This window comes from Pseudomonas sp. TE3899, from assembly GCF_056279105.1.
In genome coordinates, this window is sequence record NZ_JBWBQR010000001.1 from 2,688,356 (window position 1) to 2,703,864 (window position 15,509).

The window sequence follows — 15,509 nt, forward strand, 5'->3', positions numbered from 1 at the left end:
AGCGCATGACGCAGGGCAAAACGTGCATTACCTTGAAGGGGCTACGATCACACTTACATCACGACAGGGAATCGAAATGAGTAAGGCAGACGAGCTCGCCGCAAAACTGAAAGAAACCCGACACGCCGCTGATGCGACCACCGGCACCGATCAGGCAATCGACAGTTGGCCGGGCGAGGTTTACGCAATGTATCACCAGATCGAAACGTGGCTGAAGCCATTGCTTGAGGCTGGCCTGAGCATCCGCCGCAACCCGACCCATGTGTTCGAACGCCACCCTGAGGGTGCGACTTACGCCTACGCCATCGACCAATTGCTGATCGACGGCAACCACCACAACATCACCTTCGTGCCGATCGTGCGCTTCACCGCTGACGGTGCAGGCCGGGTCGAGATCCACCTCAAGGGCAAAGAGATTCCGCTGCTGCGCACCGTCAGCGAACACGGCGAAACGCAGTGGTGGCTGCAATCGATCGAGCAGTCCGGGCAACAGCCGGATGCCGTGGCACTGACAGAGGTCAATCTGCTGTCGGTGGTGCAGGAAGGCCTGGAGCTATAAATCCTTGGTGCGAGCGAGCTTGCTCGCTCACACCGGTTCCCGCGCCTGGCTTTTTATTGGCTGACCACAATCTTGCCGATCATCTGCGGATGCAGTGCGCAGAAATACTCGAACTCCCCCGGCGTGTTGAACACCCAGGAAAAGCTGTCATTGGTATCCAGCGCGCCCGAGCGAAACGCCTTGTGGGTTTCCGCCACGGTGTGCGGGATCTGGTCGTCGTTCACCCACGTCACTTTGGTGCCGACGGCCACGGTCAAATCCTTGGGGCCGAACATGAATTCCTTGATATCGATTTTCACGTCCTGTGCCCACACCGGCATCGACAGCAGCAGGCAGACCACGGCCAACAGTCGCGTTTTCATCTGAGCACCCTCCCCTAAACCAAAGTTGAATCAATCAGCGCCAGCGGATGCTCGCCCTGTGTCGCACGCACATCGGTAAGGCCCAGGTAATTGCGCAGTTGATCCGCCGCCACCGTCATCGGCCCCGGTGATGGCGCCGCACCCGGCGCGGGTTGTGGATAAGCCGTACCGCGAGCGGTGTGGAAGGTGATGTTGCCTTCGACCTTCTGGATCACCTGATGGATATGCCCGTTCAGCACCGTCACCGAACCGTACTTGCGCAACATCGCAATCGCCTGGTCGCCATCTTCGGTGCCCCAGCCCCACGGCTGATAAATCGTCCACAACGGAATATGGGTAAACACCACGATCGGCGTGCTGGTGCTCACGGCGCGCAAGTCATCGGCCAGCCAGGCCAGTTGATCGGCGCCGAGGTTCGCTTCTCGCCCGGCCTGGAAATTGAAGACGTTGACCAACCCGATGAAATGCACGCCGTGGTCGTCGAAGCTGTACCAGCCATTGCCTTTGGTGCCCTTGCCGTAGCGCTCCAGGTAGAGCTTGCCGCCGCCCTCGTCGAGGGTGTCGTGCTCGCCCGGTACGTAATGAATCGTCGACGGCAGGCCCTTGAGCAGTTGTGCGGCGGTGTCGAATTCTTCGGCCTTGGACAGGTGGGTGATGTCGCCGGTGTGCAGGATCAGCGACGGCCGTTTTGGCAGCGCGATGACCTTGTCGATGGCCACCTGCAAGGTCTTCACCGGTTCCGGGTTGGCCTCCTTGTTGAAGCCGATGTGCGAGTCGCTGATCTGCACAAAGTGGAAGGTACTGGCCAACGCCTTGGGGTCGCTGACATTGCCGGAGCTGTCCAGTGCAAAGGCTCGCGGAATGCCGCCGCTCAAGGCCCAGAGCACACCGGCCCCGGCCCACGCCGAGCACTTGAGCAGCGTTCGACGGTCGACGCTCAGTGGACCGTCGGTGCGGCGTTGATGTTTTGCTTGAATGTCCATCGGTATGCCCTCGCTGGCGGACTACAGTGATGTAGCTGACACGAGGTACAACCTTGTGGGACCGATCTTTATTCCACGTCGAAAAATATGTTTTTTTTCGGGAATAAAACCCGGCGCCTCACAGTTACAGGGGTGGGAAAGTGCGGAAACCACTATGAAGCGATTTGAGGAACTGTTTGCGCCCCACATGGACGCGGCGTACAACCTCGCGCGCTGGCTCACCGGCAACGACAGCGCCGCGCGCGATGTGGTGCAGGAAAGTGCGCTGCGGGCTTTTCGGTTCCTGCACCGCTTCGCCGATGGCAACGCCAAGGCCTGGTTCCTGACCATCGTGCGCAACGAAAGCTACACCTGGCTCAAGGCTTCGGCTGGCCACCACTGGGTCGCCATCGGCGATGAACTCCCCGAAGACGACACCGCGTTGAGTCACGGCCAAACCCCGGAACTGCTGGCCATCCACACGGAAAACTCGGCGCTGATCCAGCAAGCCCTGAGTGCCCTGCCCCCGGCGTTTCGCGAGGTCATCATTCTGAAGGAACTCGAAGACATGCCCTACAAGGACATCGCCCTGGTAGCCGACATCCCCATCGGCACTGTCATGTCGAGGCTGGCCCGCGCTCGCGCCATGCTCAAACTCGAACTATTAAAGTTGCACGATCATGAATGAACTCGACTGCACGGCTTGCCAGACGCTGATACAGGGTTATCTGGACAAGGAACTTGATTCGGCAATGACGGCGAAAGTGGCCGGGCATCTGGCCTCGTGCGCCGAGTGTGTGCGGTTGCTGGATGAGGCGCGATTGCTGATGGTCAGCGTGAAGCGGCATGCACCGTATTACTCGGCGCCGGCGTCGTTGACGGCCAGTGTGTTTGCCCCTGTTGCGCCCAGGATCAGCATGATCGAACGCTGGCGAAACTGGTTCGCGCCTGCGTTTTCAGCAGCGGCACTGGCCTTGGCGGTGACGCTTTATGTGGCGACGCCTGGCAGCGAACAACCGTTGATGGACGAAGCAGTTTCCAGCCATGTCCGCTCGCTGATGGGCGAACATTTAAACGATGTAGTTTCGTCCGACCGGCACACCGTGAAGCCCTGGTTCACCGGCAAACTCGACTTCTCGCCACCGGTATTCGATTACGCGGCGCAGGGGTTTCCGTTGTTGGGTGGGCGGCTGGATTATCTGCAACACCAGACCACTGCGGCGCTGAGCTATGGGCGGGCTAAACACATTATCAACGTGTTTATCCTGCCGACGACGGAGGCGGATAAACCGCCGCAGACGCGGTCGATTCGAGGTTTTAACGTGGTGTCGTGGGAAGAGAATCACATGCGGTTTGTGATGGTTTCGGATGTGGAGAAAGGAGAGTTGGAGGCGTTGGGGCAGTTGCTCAGGAATGGCGCCTGAGCGGGCTCAACGAAAATTGCTGAATGATCTCGGCTACCGCTTCATCGACCGGCATTCGCGCGGTATCAATACCGAACGGCGCGCAGCTCCACGGCTCATAGTCATGATCCAACACCGATTGCCAATCGGGTGCTTTCAGACCAGGAACATCGATCTGGCGCGTCTCTACCCGCCGCCGATGTTCCTCCCGGTCAGAGCAAATAACTTCGATATCGATCAACGATGCTTGCGCCCGACGGGCCGTTTCACGCCAGGCATCGCGACTTTCCTGCACGGGGTTAACACAATCGACAACGACACGGCTGCCGATGTCGAGGTTGGTCAGCGCCAGCGCATTGGCAACCAGATAGCCGCTGCAACCGACATCACTCGCGAGCACATCAGCGTCTCGAATCGCCTGTTCTATCGAATCGATCCGCAAGTACAGCGCACCCAACCGGCTTGCCAGGCTTTTAGCAATGGTCGTTTTGCCAGTGCCCGGGAGCCCGCTGAAAACGATGAGCATGGGTTGTCCTTGAATATCCAATGGAGTTTATAGCCGGCCCAGCCCCGCCGCCGCCTGCAAATCCAGCGCCGGCAACTTCCCGGGTGAATTGAGTGCCTTCAACACCGGACTGTCGTAGCCATACACATCCGGTTTAAACGCCACCCGGCCATTGCTGCCCATGTCCACCGTCCAGTACGCCAGCAGCACCGGCACTTTTACCGGCAAGCGGATGTTTTCGGTCTTGCCATTGGCCAGTTGCTTTTGAATCCCGGCGCTGTTCCAGCGCACTGGGTCGTTGAACAGCAACTCCACCAACTGCAGCGGGTTTTCCACGCGGATACAGCCCGAACTGGTGGCCCGGACGTTCTTCGCAAACAGCTCGCGGTGGGGCGTGTCGTGCAGGTAAATCGCGTAGTCATTGGGGAAGCGGATGACCACCTGGCCCAGGGAGTTTTCCGGCCCCGCGTCCTGGCGCAAGGTGATACCCCGTGGATTACTCCAGTCGATCGTCGACGGATCGAGCATGTTGCCTTCCCGATCCAGCGGACGGATGCGGTTGGCGCTGAGGTAGTTCGGGTTACTGAGAATTTTCGGCAACATGTCTTCTTTCAGAATCGTCGGCGGTACGGTCCAGGTGGGGTTGAACGTGACGTAAGTAATCTCGGCCTGAAAGATCGGCGTACTGCGAAACGGTTTACCGACCTGCACCCGGGAGCGCCAGATCGGCTGGCCGTCGCGGTACAGCGCCACTTTATAACCGGCAATATCGACAATAACGAACGTGCCTTGCAGCTTATAAAGCAGCCAGCGCGCCCGCTCCATATTGACCCGCACCTGATCGATACGCGCCTGCACCGGCACGTTCAACGCAGCAAGGGTCGCCGCCCCGGCCACGCCATCCGCGCCCAGGTATTGCTCGGTCTGGTACTTCTTCACGGCGGCCATCACGGCATCGTCGTAGTCATTATTTTTACTGTGTCGGGAGTCCAGATAACCGCCTGCCGCCAACCGCGCGCGCAACTGCGCAACAGCGGGGCCGTCCATCCCCGGCTTGAGCGATTGCCCTTCGGACACTTTAGGCCAACCGCCTCTGTCACGAATCGTGCGCAACTGCGCCAAGGCTTGCCGCAAACCGACATATACCGCCTCTTGCGGTGGCGCTTGCGCGAAGGCACTGGCCACATCATGCGTATCCAGTGCGATGAAGAACTTATTCACGTCGTCCCGGGGATCAGCGCCGGAAATATCGAAGTTCCAATGCATGTCCAGACGCGCCGGATCAACCTTGCCCCGACGCAACTGCAGCAATGCCGTGAGGTAAGTGCGGGTGGCCGCGAGATCGAAGGCTGCTTGCTGTTCCGGTGTGGGCGTCGTGTTCTGCATCGATGCCTGAGCCATGGCCAAATCATCGCCACGAAAATCTGTTGGCTCCAAGCCATCGACTTGCGTGTCGTTGAGGTTTTTCAACAGCTGCGTGACATCGTCGGGATTTGTCCAGGCCGCACGGAATTGCCGATGGGTATAAAAATCCAGGACCACCCGATTGACGTCGATGCGCTGGTGACGCGGCCGGGTCTGCAGCGGTGGGAACGCCGATATCATCGGCTCCAGCGTCGCGTGTATCACTTGGGCGACGTTATCGTCGGGTATCGCCTCGATCATGCTGATCGGCGAAGTTTGCTCCACAATCGGCGAAGTTTCACCGAAGGCCGTGCCGCTGATCAGAAAGCCCATAAAAAAGATGCGGCTTATGACGAATAACCTTGATAGTTGCCTCATGGATAATCCTTAATCTCGTGCGTTCAGCACTTGTCGTTTGCCCTGCTAAACTCGAAATAACTTGATGAGACATCTCTATGGCGCTAAACCGCTTTGGCTTTCTATGCTCGGCCCTGCTGCTGACGTTAACGTCCATACCAGCAGCGTACGCCGATTCTCTCGCGGCCGCCCTCGCCAAAGCGGCCCCTGGCGCTAACGCCAAAGTCATCGGGCTGGCCGTACGCGCCTCCCAGTGCAGCATCGCCCGCGGCGCGGCCCCGGTTCAGAGGCTCGCCGTCATCGATTACTCGCTGCCTTCGACCGAACAACGCCTGTGGGTCTTCGATTTAAAGAAGCGCAAACTGCTGTTCCATGAACTCGTCGCCCATGGTCGCAACAGCGGCGAAAACATGGCCGTCAACTTCTCCAACCAGAACGAAAGCTTCGCCACCAGCCTTGGCTTATACCGCACCCAGGCCAGTTATGTCGGGCAAAACGGCTATTCGCTGCGCATGGAAGGCTTGGAACCCGGGTTTAACGACAACGCCTTCGAACGGGCGATCGTGATTCACGGCGCGCCGTACGTCAGCCCCGTCCTCGCCCGGGCCAACGGCCGGATCGGTCGCAGCCTCGGATGCCCCGCAGTGCGACCGGCGATTGCCCATCGGTTGATTGATTCGATGAAGAACGGGCAGTTGTTGTTTTCTTATTACCCGGATCAGCGCTGGCTGAAGACGTCTTCGTTTGTGAATTGCGGGAGTGGAACGATGGCGGATGCCTCCGGGCCGAAAACAACTCGCTGAGTTGGGTTGCTCGTTTCAAGTCGATTCTCGCGGTCTTCGAACCAAGAAAAGGTGCCCACACGGAGCACCTTTTTTCACGCTGTGTTAAAAGCCCCCCCATTGAAATCCCACGACTCACCTGAAGGAACAGGCATGTCTATCACCGATGCCCGCGTCATTGATTTCTGGGGAATACCTAAAGAGAAGCCACAGGTTGTGCTGGCCATCACCGACCACCTGGAATGGGGCAACAAAGCCGAGGAAGGCGAGCATCTGTTGCTGCTGCAAGAGAAGATCAATACGTACGTCGCCTTCATCGAAAGCGGCGAAATCTACACCGAAATCCCCGGTGCCCTCGGCAAGTCCCCCACCATTCGCCTGATCGCCAAATACGAACTCCCAGAACAAGCGGAATACTTCATCGCCCGCGTGACAGAGGTGCTGGAAGGCGTCGGCATCGGAATGGAAGTTGAGCATCACTACGAATGACGGCATCGGTCTGGATGTCACATCAAAAAAACATATTCACAAGGATTCAAGGATGAAAAAACTGATCGCTGTCGCCCTGCTGATTTTGTTGGGTGTGCTGAACATCGGGTACTACAACGCCCTCGAAGACGCCGACGTAGAAACCATTCCCTTCATCAAGAAACACCCTACTTTGCAAATCAAGTTCCATAACATTCATGCCAATGACGGTGACACTCGAAAAGTGGAACGGCTGACGGATGAGCAGCGGGGGTTGATTATTGATTATTGTAAATATCGGTTGGGGATTGAGACGGAGTTGAAGACGCAGGGGGATGTTGAGAGGTGTAGTAAGAAATAGGTGTTCGGAGGAGCACAGGGTTAACAGCAAAAATGGGCGACCTTTGACGGTTGCCCATTTTTTGTTACGGCGCCGAAACCAGCGCCCCCAACACCTTCAGCAAACCGCATCGCGACATGCAACCAGACGGTTCAACACTGATTTATTTCTCCACCGAACGAAAATCCTTCGAAAGAGCAATGTCCTACACGAGACTCGGAACTGTCCGTACACTTGAGCATTGCTGTGCTTTTGTCACGAGGCTTATAGTCCTTCCGACGCCCAAATGGCGTGTCGGGTTTGGCGACTCGATGGCAATTGAACTGAAACCTTCGACTCTTTTCGAAGCGCTTCGGAACGCAGTTGGCTGCCTGTTTTATGGTGGCTGTGCGCGGGAGACCTCAAGGTCTGCCGGTTTCTCCATTGCCCGGTTCGCCAACCCGCGTACGGCTACCACCCATTCGTTTGGCGACGATTGAGTAGTAGCTCTTCAAAATTAATGGAGCTTCACATGAACGAATATATGGCTTTAACCAGCAACGCAGACGACCTTCCCAGCCTTTTTGTAAACACCACGCAACCTTTGCATTCACTGCTCAGCACCGCCAGCTACCGAATCCGAGCTGTAACTCAACTTTTGGAAAACCTCGCGATGCGCGGTGATCTCACCAGCGACACCGTAATTCTGAGCGACTTCGCGCTGCTGTGTTGTGTGCCATTGCGCGATGGTTGCGACGTACTGGATGTGATTGCGCGACGGATGGATGCAGAACCGTCCTGATGTCGCAATGGGGCGCCCTTCGCGGACGCCCCATCAGCCTCATGAAACCCCAGGCACCTCTATCGCGGTTTGCCCGGACACCATTGATCACATAAGCTGACCAGCATGAATACACACTCTTCGGAGGCTCTGATGGCCACCACTAAAAAAACCGACAAGCCACGCAGAAAAGTCATCCATAAGGAACTGACGTTCCTGGATGTTCGAGAAGCAGCGCGTGAAGGGCAAAAAGTGTTCGATACGTTTGTGATCACTGGCAAGCTTCCTATTACAAAGTAGATCTGGATGCCGGTAGTCAAAATTGCTGCAGTCTTTCAAAAAGTAAAACACTGGGAAACACTTGCCGCACAGTTTTACAACTATAAGTTGTTCGGTGATCTGCCTTCTATTTTCGGTAGGGACGAGAGGCTCGACCTGACCGACATGCATCACATCCACCTTGCAGGCACGCAAGAGACACAGAAGCGTTGGGCAAAAATCAGTCGGCAGTATTACCGCACCGCGATGGTGGATGACCCTGACAACGATTTTTGGCTCATTTATGCCTACGACGACTTTCGAGATGAATACTTGCTGCTCACGGTGACTGGGCCGGATGCTCACAATCGTGAAGAGTGGGGTTCGTTTCTGCGCACGGTGCGCAGTGAGATCGTAGAGCCATGGGTTGTGGGCAAGATCAGCTTTCCTGATCTGGACGATCTTTGATTAAAACCGGATCAAAACCGGGGCAGATTTATTTACGCCCCGGCTTCGCGAGTCCGACCGAGGCCTTGGCTGCCTCTTTTCCGGCGAAGGTCTGATTCTCTTGTTAAACTCGCGCACCATCGCAAACAGGCATATCTGTGCCGTGTTACTGGTGCTGCCGACGGTGCGTTAACGTGCTCTGATCGTGGCATAGTCAACTGGTACACTTCGAAAAGTGGTAGGTACGTTGTACCAATCGATCTCAGAAAACGCCGTTTTACCCCCGAAAATCAGCCTCAAACACGTAGAGCAAAATGATACAGAATCTTGCTACAGCCCCAGTAAACACAAGCTCTGCGCTGTCGCGGCGGTTTAGCGTTGCACCTATGATGGATCGGACGCACCCTCTCTTATCCCCCTGCAAATAAAGACCCAAACGCCTCCTCCCCACCCCTCGTACCACCTACGTACCACCAACATCTGCTCTCCTCCCAGCGCCCCATCTCCTGCCAGCCGCTCTAGCAAAATTTAAGCATCCGTTTTCAGCTCCAATCACGACCACTATCGCAACTCTGCTTTCAGATTTCATCGGAGGCTTCCCAAACTGATAACGAGGTTTCAATCCCCTCCACGCGCGCCACCATTTCAAGACATCCAGCAGTATCAGGTAGCGTCCGGGCAAAGCAGGTGAGAGTTACAGGATTTGTGTGTGAGCGTCGGTCTGGCACCATTCCCTCTGCAATTTCTGGTTTTCAGGTTGACCCCTGGGAAAAAGGTAATTTTGGTAATTTGTTTTTGTATTTGACTAAAAAATCAATAAAATCAGGTATTTGAGTAGACTCTATAAAGGTAATAATAAGGTAAGGAACTGGTTAGAAAATTACCTTTGAGCTTGGTAATTCAAGCCAACCATTAATCCCTTTAAAATCAATATCTTGTAAATATATTACCTCTAACCTTACCCAATATTACCTTCTGAGGTAATACGTCAAAGCCACGGTTTACAAGGGCTACAAGCTCTTTCTCGCACCGACTTACCAAAATTACCCTTTTCCCGCCCCTCGATCTGAAATTGCCCCTTCTGTTCGCTGCTATGCTTGCGACTTTCCGAACGGAGTCGAAGCCATGGCCAGCGAATATTCCCTACCAATCGTTCTTGAAAAAATCTACGAAAATCAGTTAGCCCTGGAAGCGGCGATCATGGAACTGACACTAGTAGCAGAACAGCAAGGCTTCGCTGTCGCCGGCGATAACGCTCGAACGGCCCTGGACCGAATTGGCGAGAATGCTGGCTTTATTAAGCAGGGTTTAGCGCGCCTGAGAACGATGGAGAAGGACTAGCTGGTGACACTGTCGATGACGGGGCTTGGCTCTCAGCGGTTGCCAAAGGGATAAGGGGATTCAGCTAGATCCGCTTTCGACCAGATGTCGCCATTCGGCAGCTTCACGCTCAGGCGACCTATCTCGCTTAGGTTTTTGCTTACAAGTGCTGCGCTCCTGCAAGCGCTTTCCCACCAGTGCTTTCTTCAAAAACCAGCGTTACGTGCACAAGGCCTCTAGCCTTGAAAACGTGTCTTTTAGGTTAACATTCAAAGAGTTAGAAACATTATTCACTTCACCTTTCTCTTCTACCTTTACCAGCTATGCTCCACATGGAGCAGCACTATCGGCTCCTATCTCAGTGCCTATTGGAACGCAGCCCATCGGGATGGATACCATTGGAAGCAGCTGTCCATTGATAGACACCGGCGAGTGCTGTATAAGGCCAAGCGGATTATTGTATTGCGAAATTTGGAGTGGTAATGGTGAACGGCGAATTAAACATGAAGTTTCAAGTTTCCCTATTTGGAGACTTTTCCCTGCTCACACCGACAGAAGACAATATCAAAAAATGCATTGAAGGTTTTTTTGCCAGTGGACTACTACCAGGCAACCTTCAAGAATTTGATCCTCAGTCTAATAAGATGGAAGCTAGGCTATCATTACAGTCCATGCGCAATGGCATAACTGTGAATATTTTAAGAAGCCGCATTGACTTAATAGCTACCCCGTTACCAGGCACTCCTGCCGCGTCATTGACGCTGGAAAATTTTTTTCAAGAAGTAATTAAAATTTCAGGCCTCCTGAAGAAAACGTTTGACGTGACATTCAAACGACCAGGAGTAATTATCGAGAAGTTCCTGAAGGAATTGAGTGAAGAAAGACTAGACGAGCTTAGAAGATTATTCATTCAAGATTCGTTTAGCGTCATACCTGAAGCAAGCGTGATAGAATGGAACATTCGAAATGTTTCGACATTCCCACTTCCGGAGCCTGTCAATCAAGAAGCAAACATAATCTACAGTATTGGCAAAGTAAAGGTACAAATGGGCGACGCAACCGGACATAGGGAGTTCGATACTCTGCACCTAAGCATTGATATTAATATTCCGACTGAAAAGAGAAACGCCGACCTTACCCACGACCAAATAGAAAGCTTTTTAGATACATCTCACAAAATGCACACCAAAGTATACAAAGGACTGACGGCGGTGATTTATGGCACAAATTGAAACCTCTCTATCAACATCAGAACTTATTGAAGCTTGGGCACAAGTTGCTCGGAATAACTCCGCACATTCACCATTCTTCAAGACGGCTATCAGAAAAGCCACCAAAACTGCATTAAATGGTGACCTTCCCGATATTAAAGAGGTCTGGATTGAGGAAGCCGCCACCACACAAACATTTGCACCCATTGTTGGCAAAGATGAGCAAAATGCTCGAGATTTTCGTGCAGGTCTTGAGGCATGCCTAGACGCAGATGTCTTTGAACCGGGCTTGAAATCTGCCACTGAACATTATATTGAAAAATGGCTACAGGAAGACCCGATGCTTGTTCAGGTCAACATGGGTAAAATCTTTCTGGAATGTTCTGAAAACGAAAGACGACTAGTCGGAATACTTAATGCCATTGCACACCTTGGCAGGGACACCTTTCACCCAGTGAATGAACTGATTACACGCGCGTCATTTGCTAATGCTTCTGTAGAAGTCAAAGAATGTGCTATTCGTGTATATGAATACTGGGAAGATCCTAAGCTCATAGAGCAACTGAAGCATCATGAACTAACCCCAAAGTGGCTGGATGATTACCGAAAACAGGTAATTATTGATTTCTGCGGAGCTGCGTGAATGTCTTATCTTGTACGCAAGATAACGATGGCAAAATGGAGCATCACAGATGAACCAGGCCCTGTGAATGCAGATGCAATTACACAGTGCCTAAAAACATCCGGAAACACTCTTTCATTTTGGAAGGTAAACACCCCAGCTGATATAGCACAAGGGGTTCTAGCCATCGCGGCCGCTAATGATAGGCTTGATACTATTGATATAGTATTAATCGATGAAAATCACTTCTTAGAAAAAGGGATTGAAATCCGCGAAACTCCTGGTCAGACGGTGTGCGCTGATCTTGTAGATACACATCGAGATTTGGCCGGACTGAACATAATGCACCTCGGATTTGTGTCAGAGGCGATTGCTGATCAGATACGCCAAGGCAACACAAAAAGATACACACTTACGAAGCTTCGCGAGTTAATTCAAGAGGCTATGGCAACAGGTCAACTTAGCTACGACTTGTTGAGTGAAGGGATTCGCAAGAAAGTTCCGCCTCCCCAGTAAGAAGCGTGATACTTATAGGGTTGCCATTTGAGATGGTGACCTTTTTTGCCGAATCAGAAATCGCAGAAAAAATGCAAATCCGCTCCTGAATACCCTCGACTTCTCTGGCGTTACCCTTTTCTTCGACTTTCTGATTCAAGCGCTGCTAGGTAACCCAGTGCAGGCCATCTATTACCGCCCGACTCGAATAGCTACCTGATAGCAGCCGAAGAGACCAGTTCCTGGTCGGAAGTAGCCTGGACCGCATATCCGCGGCTGTCCGAAAGCAGTTTTGGTGAATGCCCGCTTTGTGTCCGTTGCGGTCGCCCGATGAGCCCTATCTGCACTGCCAAACTGTGAAAAGCACTAGACGCCTTGAAACCCGAGATTCCGTGGAGTTCAGGCAGTTTCCATCCGTAATGAACCACTCCAGAAACTCCTATGGTGCAAGCTTTCAAGAAATCTAAAACCCGATAATTGGTCGTTTTCAAACGACGCTCTTCTGAAAATTGGGGCCTTTAGAGATTGGTCACTCAACTGGCTTGATTTCAGAGAAGCGCAAAGCATCTGCACTTCTTTGCAAAACCTTGCACTACGTGTAATTGACAAATACCTCACCTCACCCGCACGGGCTTGGGCGCGGCGTTGATTTTCACCACCGTCCACTTTTGCACGAAAGAAGGACGCAAGGCCCGTCGGCGGGAGGGGGATAAGTGCTTTTTCGTGAGGTTTTTTCTTGGCGACGGGATTTTTGGAATCGCTTGTGTCCTTGCCATCAGTCGGCCTTCCGGTGCGAACCAGAAACCGACGCGATACACTGTTCATGCATACAGTTAATTTGATTGTGCAGGGGGGACGCATGAACGGCGGTTACGGCGGAATGGAAGCGGCGAAGTCTTCGGCGTTGATGCATTGGCAAACAATGCTGCGCGATGAAGATGCATTGCTGGCTATGCCTGGAGCGCACCACAAGGCGCTGCTAAGGCAAGCCAGAGCCTTGCACCAGGAACAGTTGATCGATGCCGATGATCTCAGCGACTTGTTGGAATTCGCGGATGCGGCGCTTTCCTACGCCGTGGAATCACTGCTCGACATCAAGACCGACGAATAAGGGGCCATGTATGCATGTACTTGTTACACCTATGCGGGCGCGCGGTGTTGCGCTCGATGCCAAAGAGCGGCGCCGTTACCCGGCGATTCGAGGCAATGTCATGGTGAATTCAACCGTGTGCGCCCAGTTGGGCTAGGCCACCAATATGGCCCGCGTTGATGTGGGTATGCCGCTCGATCCTGACCCCTTGCCGCCGCTGCTCGATGCCACCCTCGCAGGGATGGCAGTGACAGGATTTGTTCTGAGCGGCATTGAATACATTGATGGTTGCGCTTATGCGCAATCCTGGTGGTGTAGGCTTTAATTAGAATTGCCGCAACCAAGATTTTCCAGGCGTTTTCACAAACGCAATTAAGTACATTGCAAGACATTACTTTACCGGGGCAAAATTTAGTATGGACGCGCAAGAAGAAAAATTATTAAGCAACCAGGACCTGAATGAAAACTCGTCAAAAATTGACAAGCTAGCAAATAGTGGAAATATAGAAGAGCTTAAAGAGTTTTTAGGACTAATTTGCGAATGTAAATATCGAGACCCAAAAGATCAAGCATATCATTACTACACTATCGGAACTGGATATGCTGAATCAATAAAAACCAACTTAGAGCTATGGAGCAAAGACGCTATAGGAAGAGCGGTCAGCTACTTCAAAAAATCGATTTATTCTGATGGATTTAAGCTTCTCAGCAATGAACTTGCAAGCAGAATCCATATTAATCTAGGTAATGCTTATTCGAAACAGGGCCGAGCGCTGGAAGCGCTTCATGAATTCGATAATGCGACTAAACTTTATCAGAACCCGTTAGCCAAGTTAAATAAAGGGATAGATATTCTACGAAACTCTTACATTCTGCCGTATGACGATCACGCGCTTAGCTTTCAGAAAGAAGCATATATAACTCTGTCCTTTCTTTACGCAAACAAACAACATTTGTTTGAGAGCAGTCATGTAAAAATCATGGAGGCCGACCAAAATACTATAGCGTTCCTTGACTGGTTTAAAACTGCATATGGAGCAAATGCGGAGCATTATCAAGAATTTGACTATAGAGACTCTAAGGGACGTCGCGGTAAAGAGCAGCGTTATAGGAAGTGGTGCTTAGATCAAAGACTTTACATAAACGAAGTCAACGACATTTCCACAGAACCGCAAGCAGGGCAAGATTTCCTATGTTTTCCCAGCATAGTCCAAACTATAAATCCATTGATTTCCACCTCGGAAAGCTTGGCGTTAAGTTCATGCTTTTCCGAAATAAAATACCAATACGCTTTCGCGAGATACAATTATTTTGATGCGATAACAAGTGAGCACTCCCGTCTCGAAAAAGAACATTTCGCCGACAAGAACTTGAGATTGACAAACTCTCTCGATTACTGCCTCTACCGTCGCGACATTGAAATGCTAAAAAATTCTTTTCGTCTATTGTATTCTTGCTTTGATAAAATCGCGATACTTCTAAAGAAATACTTAACAATCGAACTAACTGACCACAAAGTGAACTTTTCCACAGTATGGTTTAAAGAGCCTAAACATAAGACAAACAAGGCAAATGGCGCACCTCCGGAATTAAGAGATTTCTTTCCATCAGAAAACAATCCATATTTTCTTGCTTTGTATTGGCTATCTCGCGAAATAAACGACAACGAAGAAGTCGGGCATAATTACTGGATGGACCCCAACGCCCAAAAACTCGCCGATATAAGAAATAAAATGGAACACCAAGGCTTTCGAGTTGTGATTGATAGCTTGCATAAAGCCAGCTCGAAATTTGAAAGTGAGCGAGCAGAAACAAAGGCAGTCGAGCATGCACAGCAGCTGAAAAACTTAGAATTATTATTAGAAAATACGATAGACGCTGATGCAAAACACTCGATACAAAAAAGAATTGATGATCTCAAAGGTTTTTTCAAAGAGCGCGAAAACCTTATAGGGTATCCACTTATAATTACTGACTCTGAGCTTAGAGAGCAGACAATGCGCCTCATGAAAAAACTACGATACGCGATAATATATCTAGCCCTTGGTATAAATCTGGAGGAGAAAAAAAGCCATCCTGGTGATGAGCTGATACAGTTTGAAGTCCCTCTCTTATGACTTTAACAATTGAGCACTTTAAATACCCGCTGATTGATCACATTTTT

19 protein-coding genes and 1 pseudogene are annotated in these 15,509 nt (G+C 51.9%); 16 read left to right on the forward strand and 4 right to left on the reverse strand.

The annotated features are described in order from the left end of the window. Nucleotides 1-76 precede the first annotated feature (76 nt). Nucleotides 77-559 (forward strand): hypothetical protein, encoded by a 483-nt coding sequence (locus tag ACZ89E_RS12210; RefSeq protein ID WP_149658932.1) that lies wholly within the window; start codon nucleotides 77-79, stop codon nucleotides 557-559. A 53-nt stretch (nucleotides 560-612) separates the two neighbouring features. Here ACZ89E_RS12210 and ACZ89E_RS12215 read toward each other — a convergent pair whose 3' ends face one another. Both ACZ89E_RS12215 and ACZ89E_RS12220 read right to left on the reverse strand, forming a co-directional pair. After that, entirely contained in the window at nucleotides 613-921 is a 309-nt protein-coding gene (locus tag ACZ89E_RS12215; RefSeq protein WP_149658933.1) for a cupredoxin domain-containing protein, read from the reverse strand. 14 nt (nucleotides 922-935) lie between these two features. Further along, nucleotides 936-1,904, reverse strand: a complete 969-nt coding sequence (locus ACZ89E_RS12220) for a metallophosphoesterase family protein (RefSeq protein ID WP_149658934.1) — start codon at nucleotides 1,902-1,904, stop codon at nucleotides 936-938. A 154-nt stretch (nucleotides 1,905-2,058) separates the two neighbouring features. On the opposite strand from ACZ89E_RS12220, the gene ACZ89E_RS12225 reads away from it, so the two are divergent. After that, a complete protein-coding gene (locus ACZ89E_RS12225) occupies nucleotides 2,059-2,571 on the forward strand; it encodes a sigma-70 family RNA polymerase sigma factor (RefSeq protein ID WP_476255739.1) in 513 nt (170 codons plus the stop codon). After that, a complete protein-coding gene (locus ACZ89E_RS12230; RefSeq protein ID WP_476255740.1) occupies nucleotides 2,564-3,307 on the forward strand; it encodes an anti-sigma factor family protein in 744 nt (247 codons plus the stop codon). Before ACZ89E_RS12225 ends, ACZ89E_RS12230 begins: the two co-directional genes overlap by 8 nt. Here the strand turns inward: ACZ89E_RS12230 and ACZ89E_RS12235 are convergent. Next, nucleotides 3,291-3,812, reverse strand: a complete 522-nt coding sequence (locus tag ACZ89E_RS12235; protein ID WP_476255741.1) for a P-loop nucleotide/nucleoside kinase family protein — start codon at nucleotides 3,810-3,812, stop codon at nucleotides 3,291-3,293. The two genes, ACZ89E_RS12230 and ACZ89E_RS12235, sit on opposite strands and share 17 nt — an antisense overlap. A 27-nt stretch (nucleotides 3,813-3,839) precedes the next feature. Next, nucleotides 3,840-5,573: a L,D-transpeptidase family protein gene (locus tag ACZ89E_RS12240; RefSeq protein WP_476255742.1), complete on the reverse strand. Its 1,734-nt coding sequence runs from the start codon at nucleotides 5,571-5,573 to the stop codon at nucleotides 3,840-3,842. A 77-nt stretch (nucleotides 5,574-5,650) separates the two neighbouring features. Here ACZ89E_RS12240 and ACZ89E_RS12245 point away from each other — a divergent pair, with 77 nt between their 5' ends. From ACZ89E_RS12245 to ACZ89E_RS12305, 13 genes and pseudogenes are all read left to right on the forward strand, one after another. After that, nucleotides 5,651-6,355, forward strand: coding sequence for a murein L,D-transpeptidase catalytic domain family protein (locus tag ACZ89E_RS12245; protein WP_463260022.1), 705 nt, complete (start codon nucleotides 5,651-5,653; stop codon nucleotides 6,353-6,355). Nucleotides 6,356-6,487: 132 nt separating this feature from the next. Next, nucleotides 6,488-6,823 carry a DUF6572 domain-containing protein gene (locus tag ACZ89E_RS12250; RefSeq protein WP_149658940.1) on the forward strand — a complete coding sequence of 112 codons (336 nt, stop codon included), beginning with the start codon at nucleotides 6,488-6,490 and terminating at the stop codon, nucleotides 6,821-6,823. A gap of 52 nt (nucleotides 6,824-6,875) precedes the next feature. Further along, entirely contained in the window at nucleotides 6,876-7,163 is a 288-nt protein-coding gene (locus tag ACZ89E_RS12255) for a hypothetical protein (RefSeq protein WP_133836878.1), read from the forward strand. 490 nt (nucleotides 7,164-7,653) lie between these two features. Continuing rightward, nucleotides 7,654-7,923: a short-chain dehydrogenase gene (locus ACZ89E_RS12260; protein WP_476255743.1), complete on the forward strand. Its 270-nt coding sequence runs from the start codon at nucleotides 7,654-7,656 to the stop codon at nucleotides 7,921-7,923. A gap of 132 nt (nucleotides 7,924-8,055) precedes the next feature. Beyond that, a complete protein-coding gene (locus tag ACZ89E_RS12265; RefSeq protein ID WP_476255744.1) occupies nucleotides 8,056-8,202 on the forward strand; it encodes a hypothetical protein in 147 nt (48 codons plus the stop codon). Nucleotides 8,203-8,208: 6 nt separating this feature from the next. Continuing rightward, nucleotides 8,209-8,628, forward strand: a complete 420-nt coding sequence (locus tag ACZ89E_RS12270) for a type II toxin-antitoxin system YafO family toxin (RefSeq protein WP_476255745.1) — start codon at nucleotides 8,209-8,211, stop codon at nucleotides 8,626-8,628. A 1,104-nt stretch (nucleotides 8,629-9,732) separates the two neighbouring features. Continuing rightward, a complete protein-coding gene (locus tag ACZ89E_RS12275) occupies nucleotides 9,733-9,948 on the forward strand; it encodes a hypothetical protein (RefSeq protein ID WP_476255746.1) in 216 nt (71 codons plus the stop codon). 482 nt (nucleotides 9,949-10,430) lie between these two features. Then, on the forward strand, nucleotides 10,431-11,159 hold the full coding sequence (locus ACZ89E_RS12280; protein ID WP_476255747.1) for a hypothetical protein: 729 nt from the start codon (nucleotides 10,431-10,433) through the stop codon (nucleotides 11,157-11,159). After that, nucleotides 11,146-11,781 (forward strand): hypothetical protein, encoded by a 636-nt coding sequence (locus ACZ89E_RS12285; RefSeq protein ID WP_476255748.1) that lies wholly within the window; start codon nucleotides 11,146-11,148, stop codon nucleotides 11,779-11,781. Before ACZ89E_RS12280 ends, ACZ89E_RS12285 begins: the two co-directional genes overlap by 14 nt. Continuing rightward, on the forward strand, nucleotides 11,782-12,276 hold the full coding sequence (locus ACZ89E_RS12290; protein WP_476255749.1) for a hypothetical protein: 495 nt from the start codon (nucleotides 11,782-11,784) through the stop codon (nucleotides 12,274-12,276). 838 nt (nucleotides 12,277-13,114) lie between these two features. Beyond that, nucleotides 13,115-13,366, forward strand: coding sequence for a hypothetical protein (locus ACZ89E_RS12295; protein ID WP_476255750.1), 252 nt, complete (start codon nucleotides 13,115-13,117; stop codon nucleotides 13,364-13,366). Nucleotides 13,367-13,376: 10 nt separating this feature from the next. Continuing rightward, a pseudogene (locus ACZ89E_RS12300) lies at nucleotides 13,377-13,670 on the forward strand (hypothetical protein). A 91-nt stretch (nucleotides 13,671-13,761) separates the two neighbouring features. After that, nucleotides 13,762-15,462, forward strand: coding sequence for an LA2681 family HEPN domain-containing protein (locus ACZ89E_RS12305; RefSeq protein WP_476255751.1), 1,701 nt, complete (start codon nucleotides 13,762-13,764; stop codon nucleotides 15,460-15,462). Nucleotides 15,463-15,509: the final 47 nt, after the last annotated feature.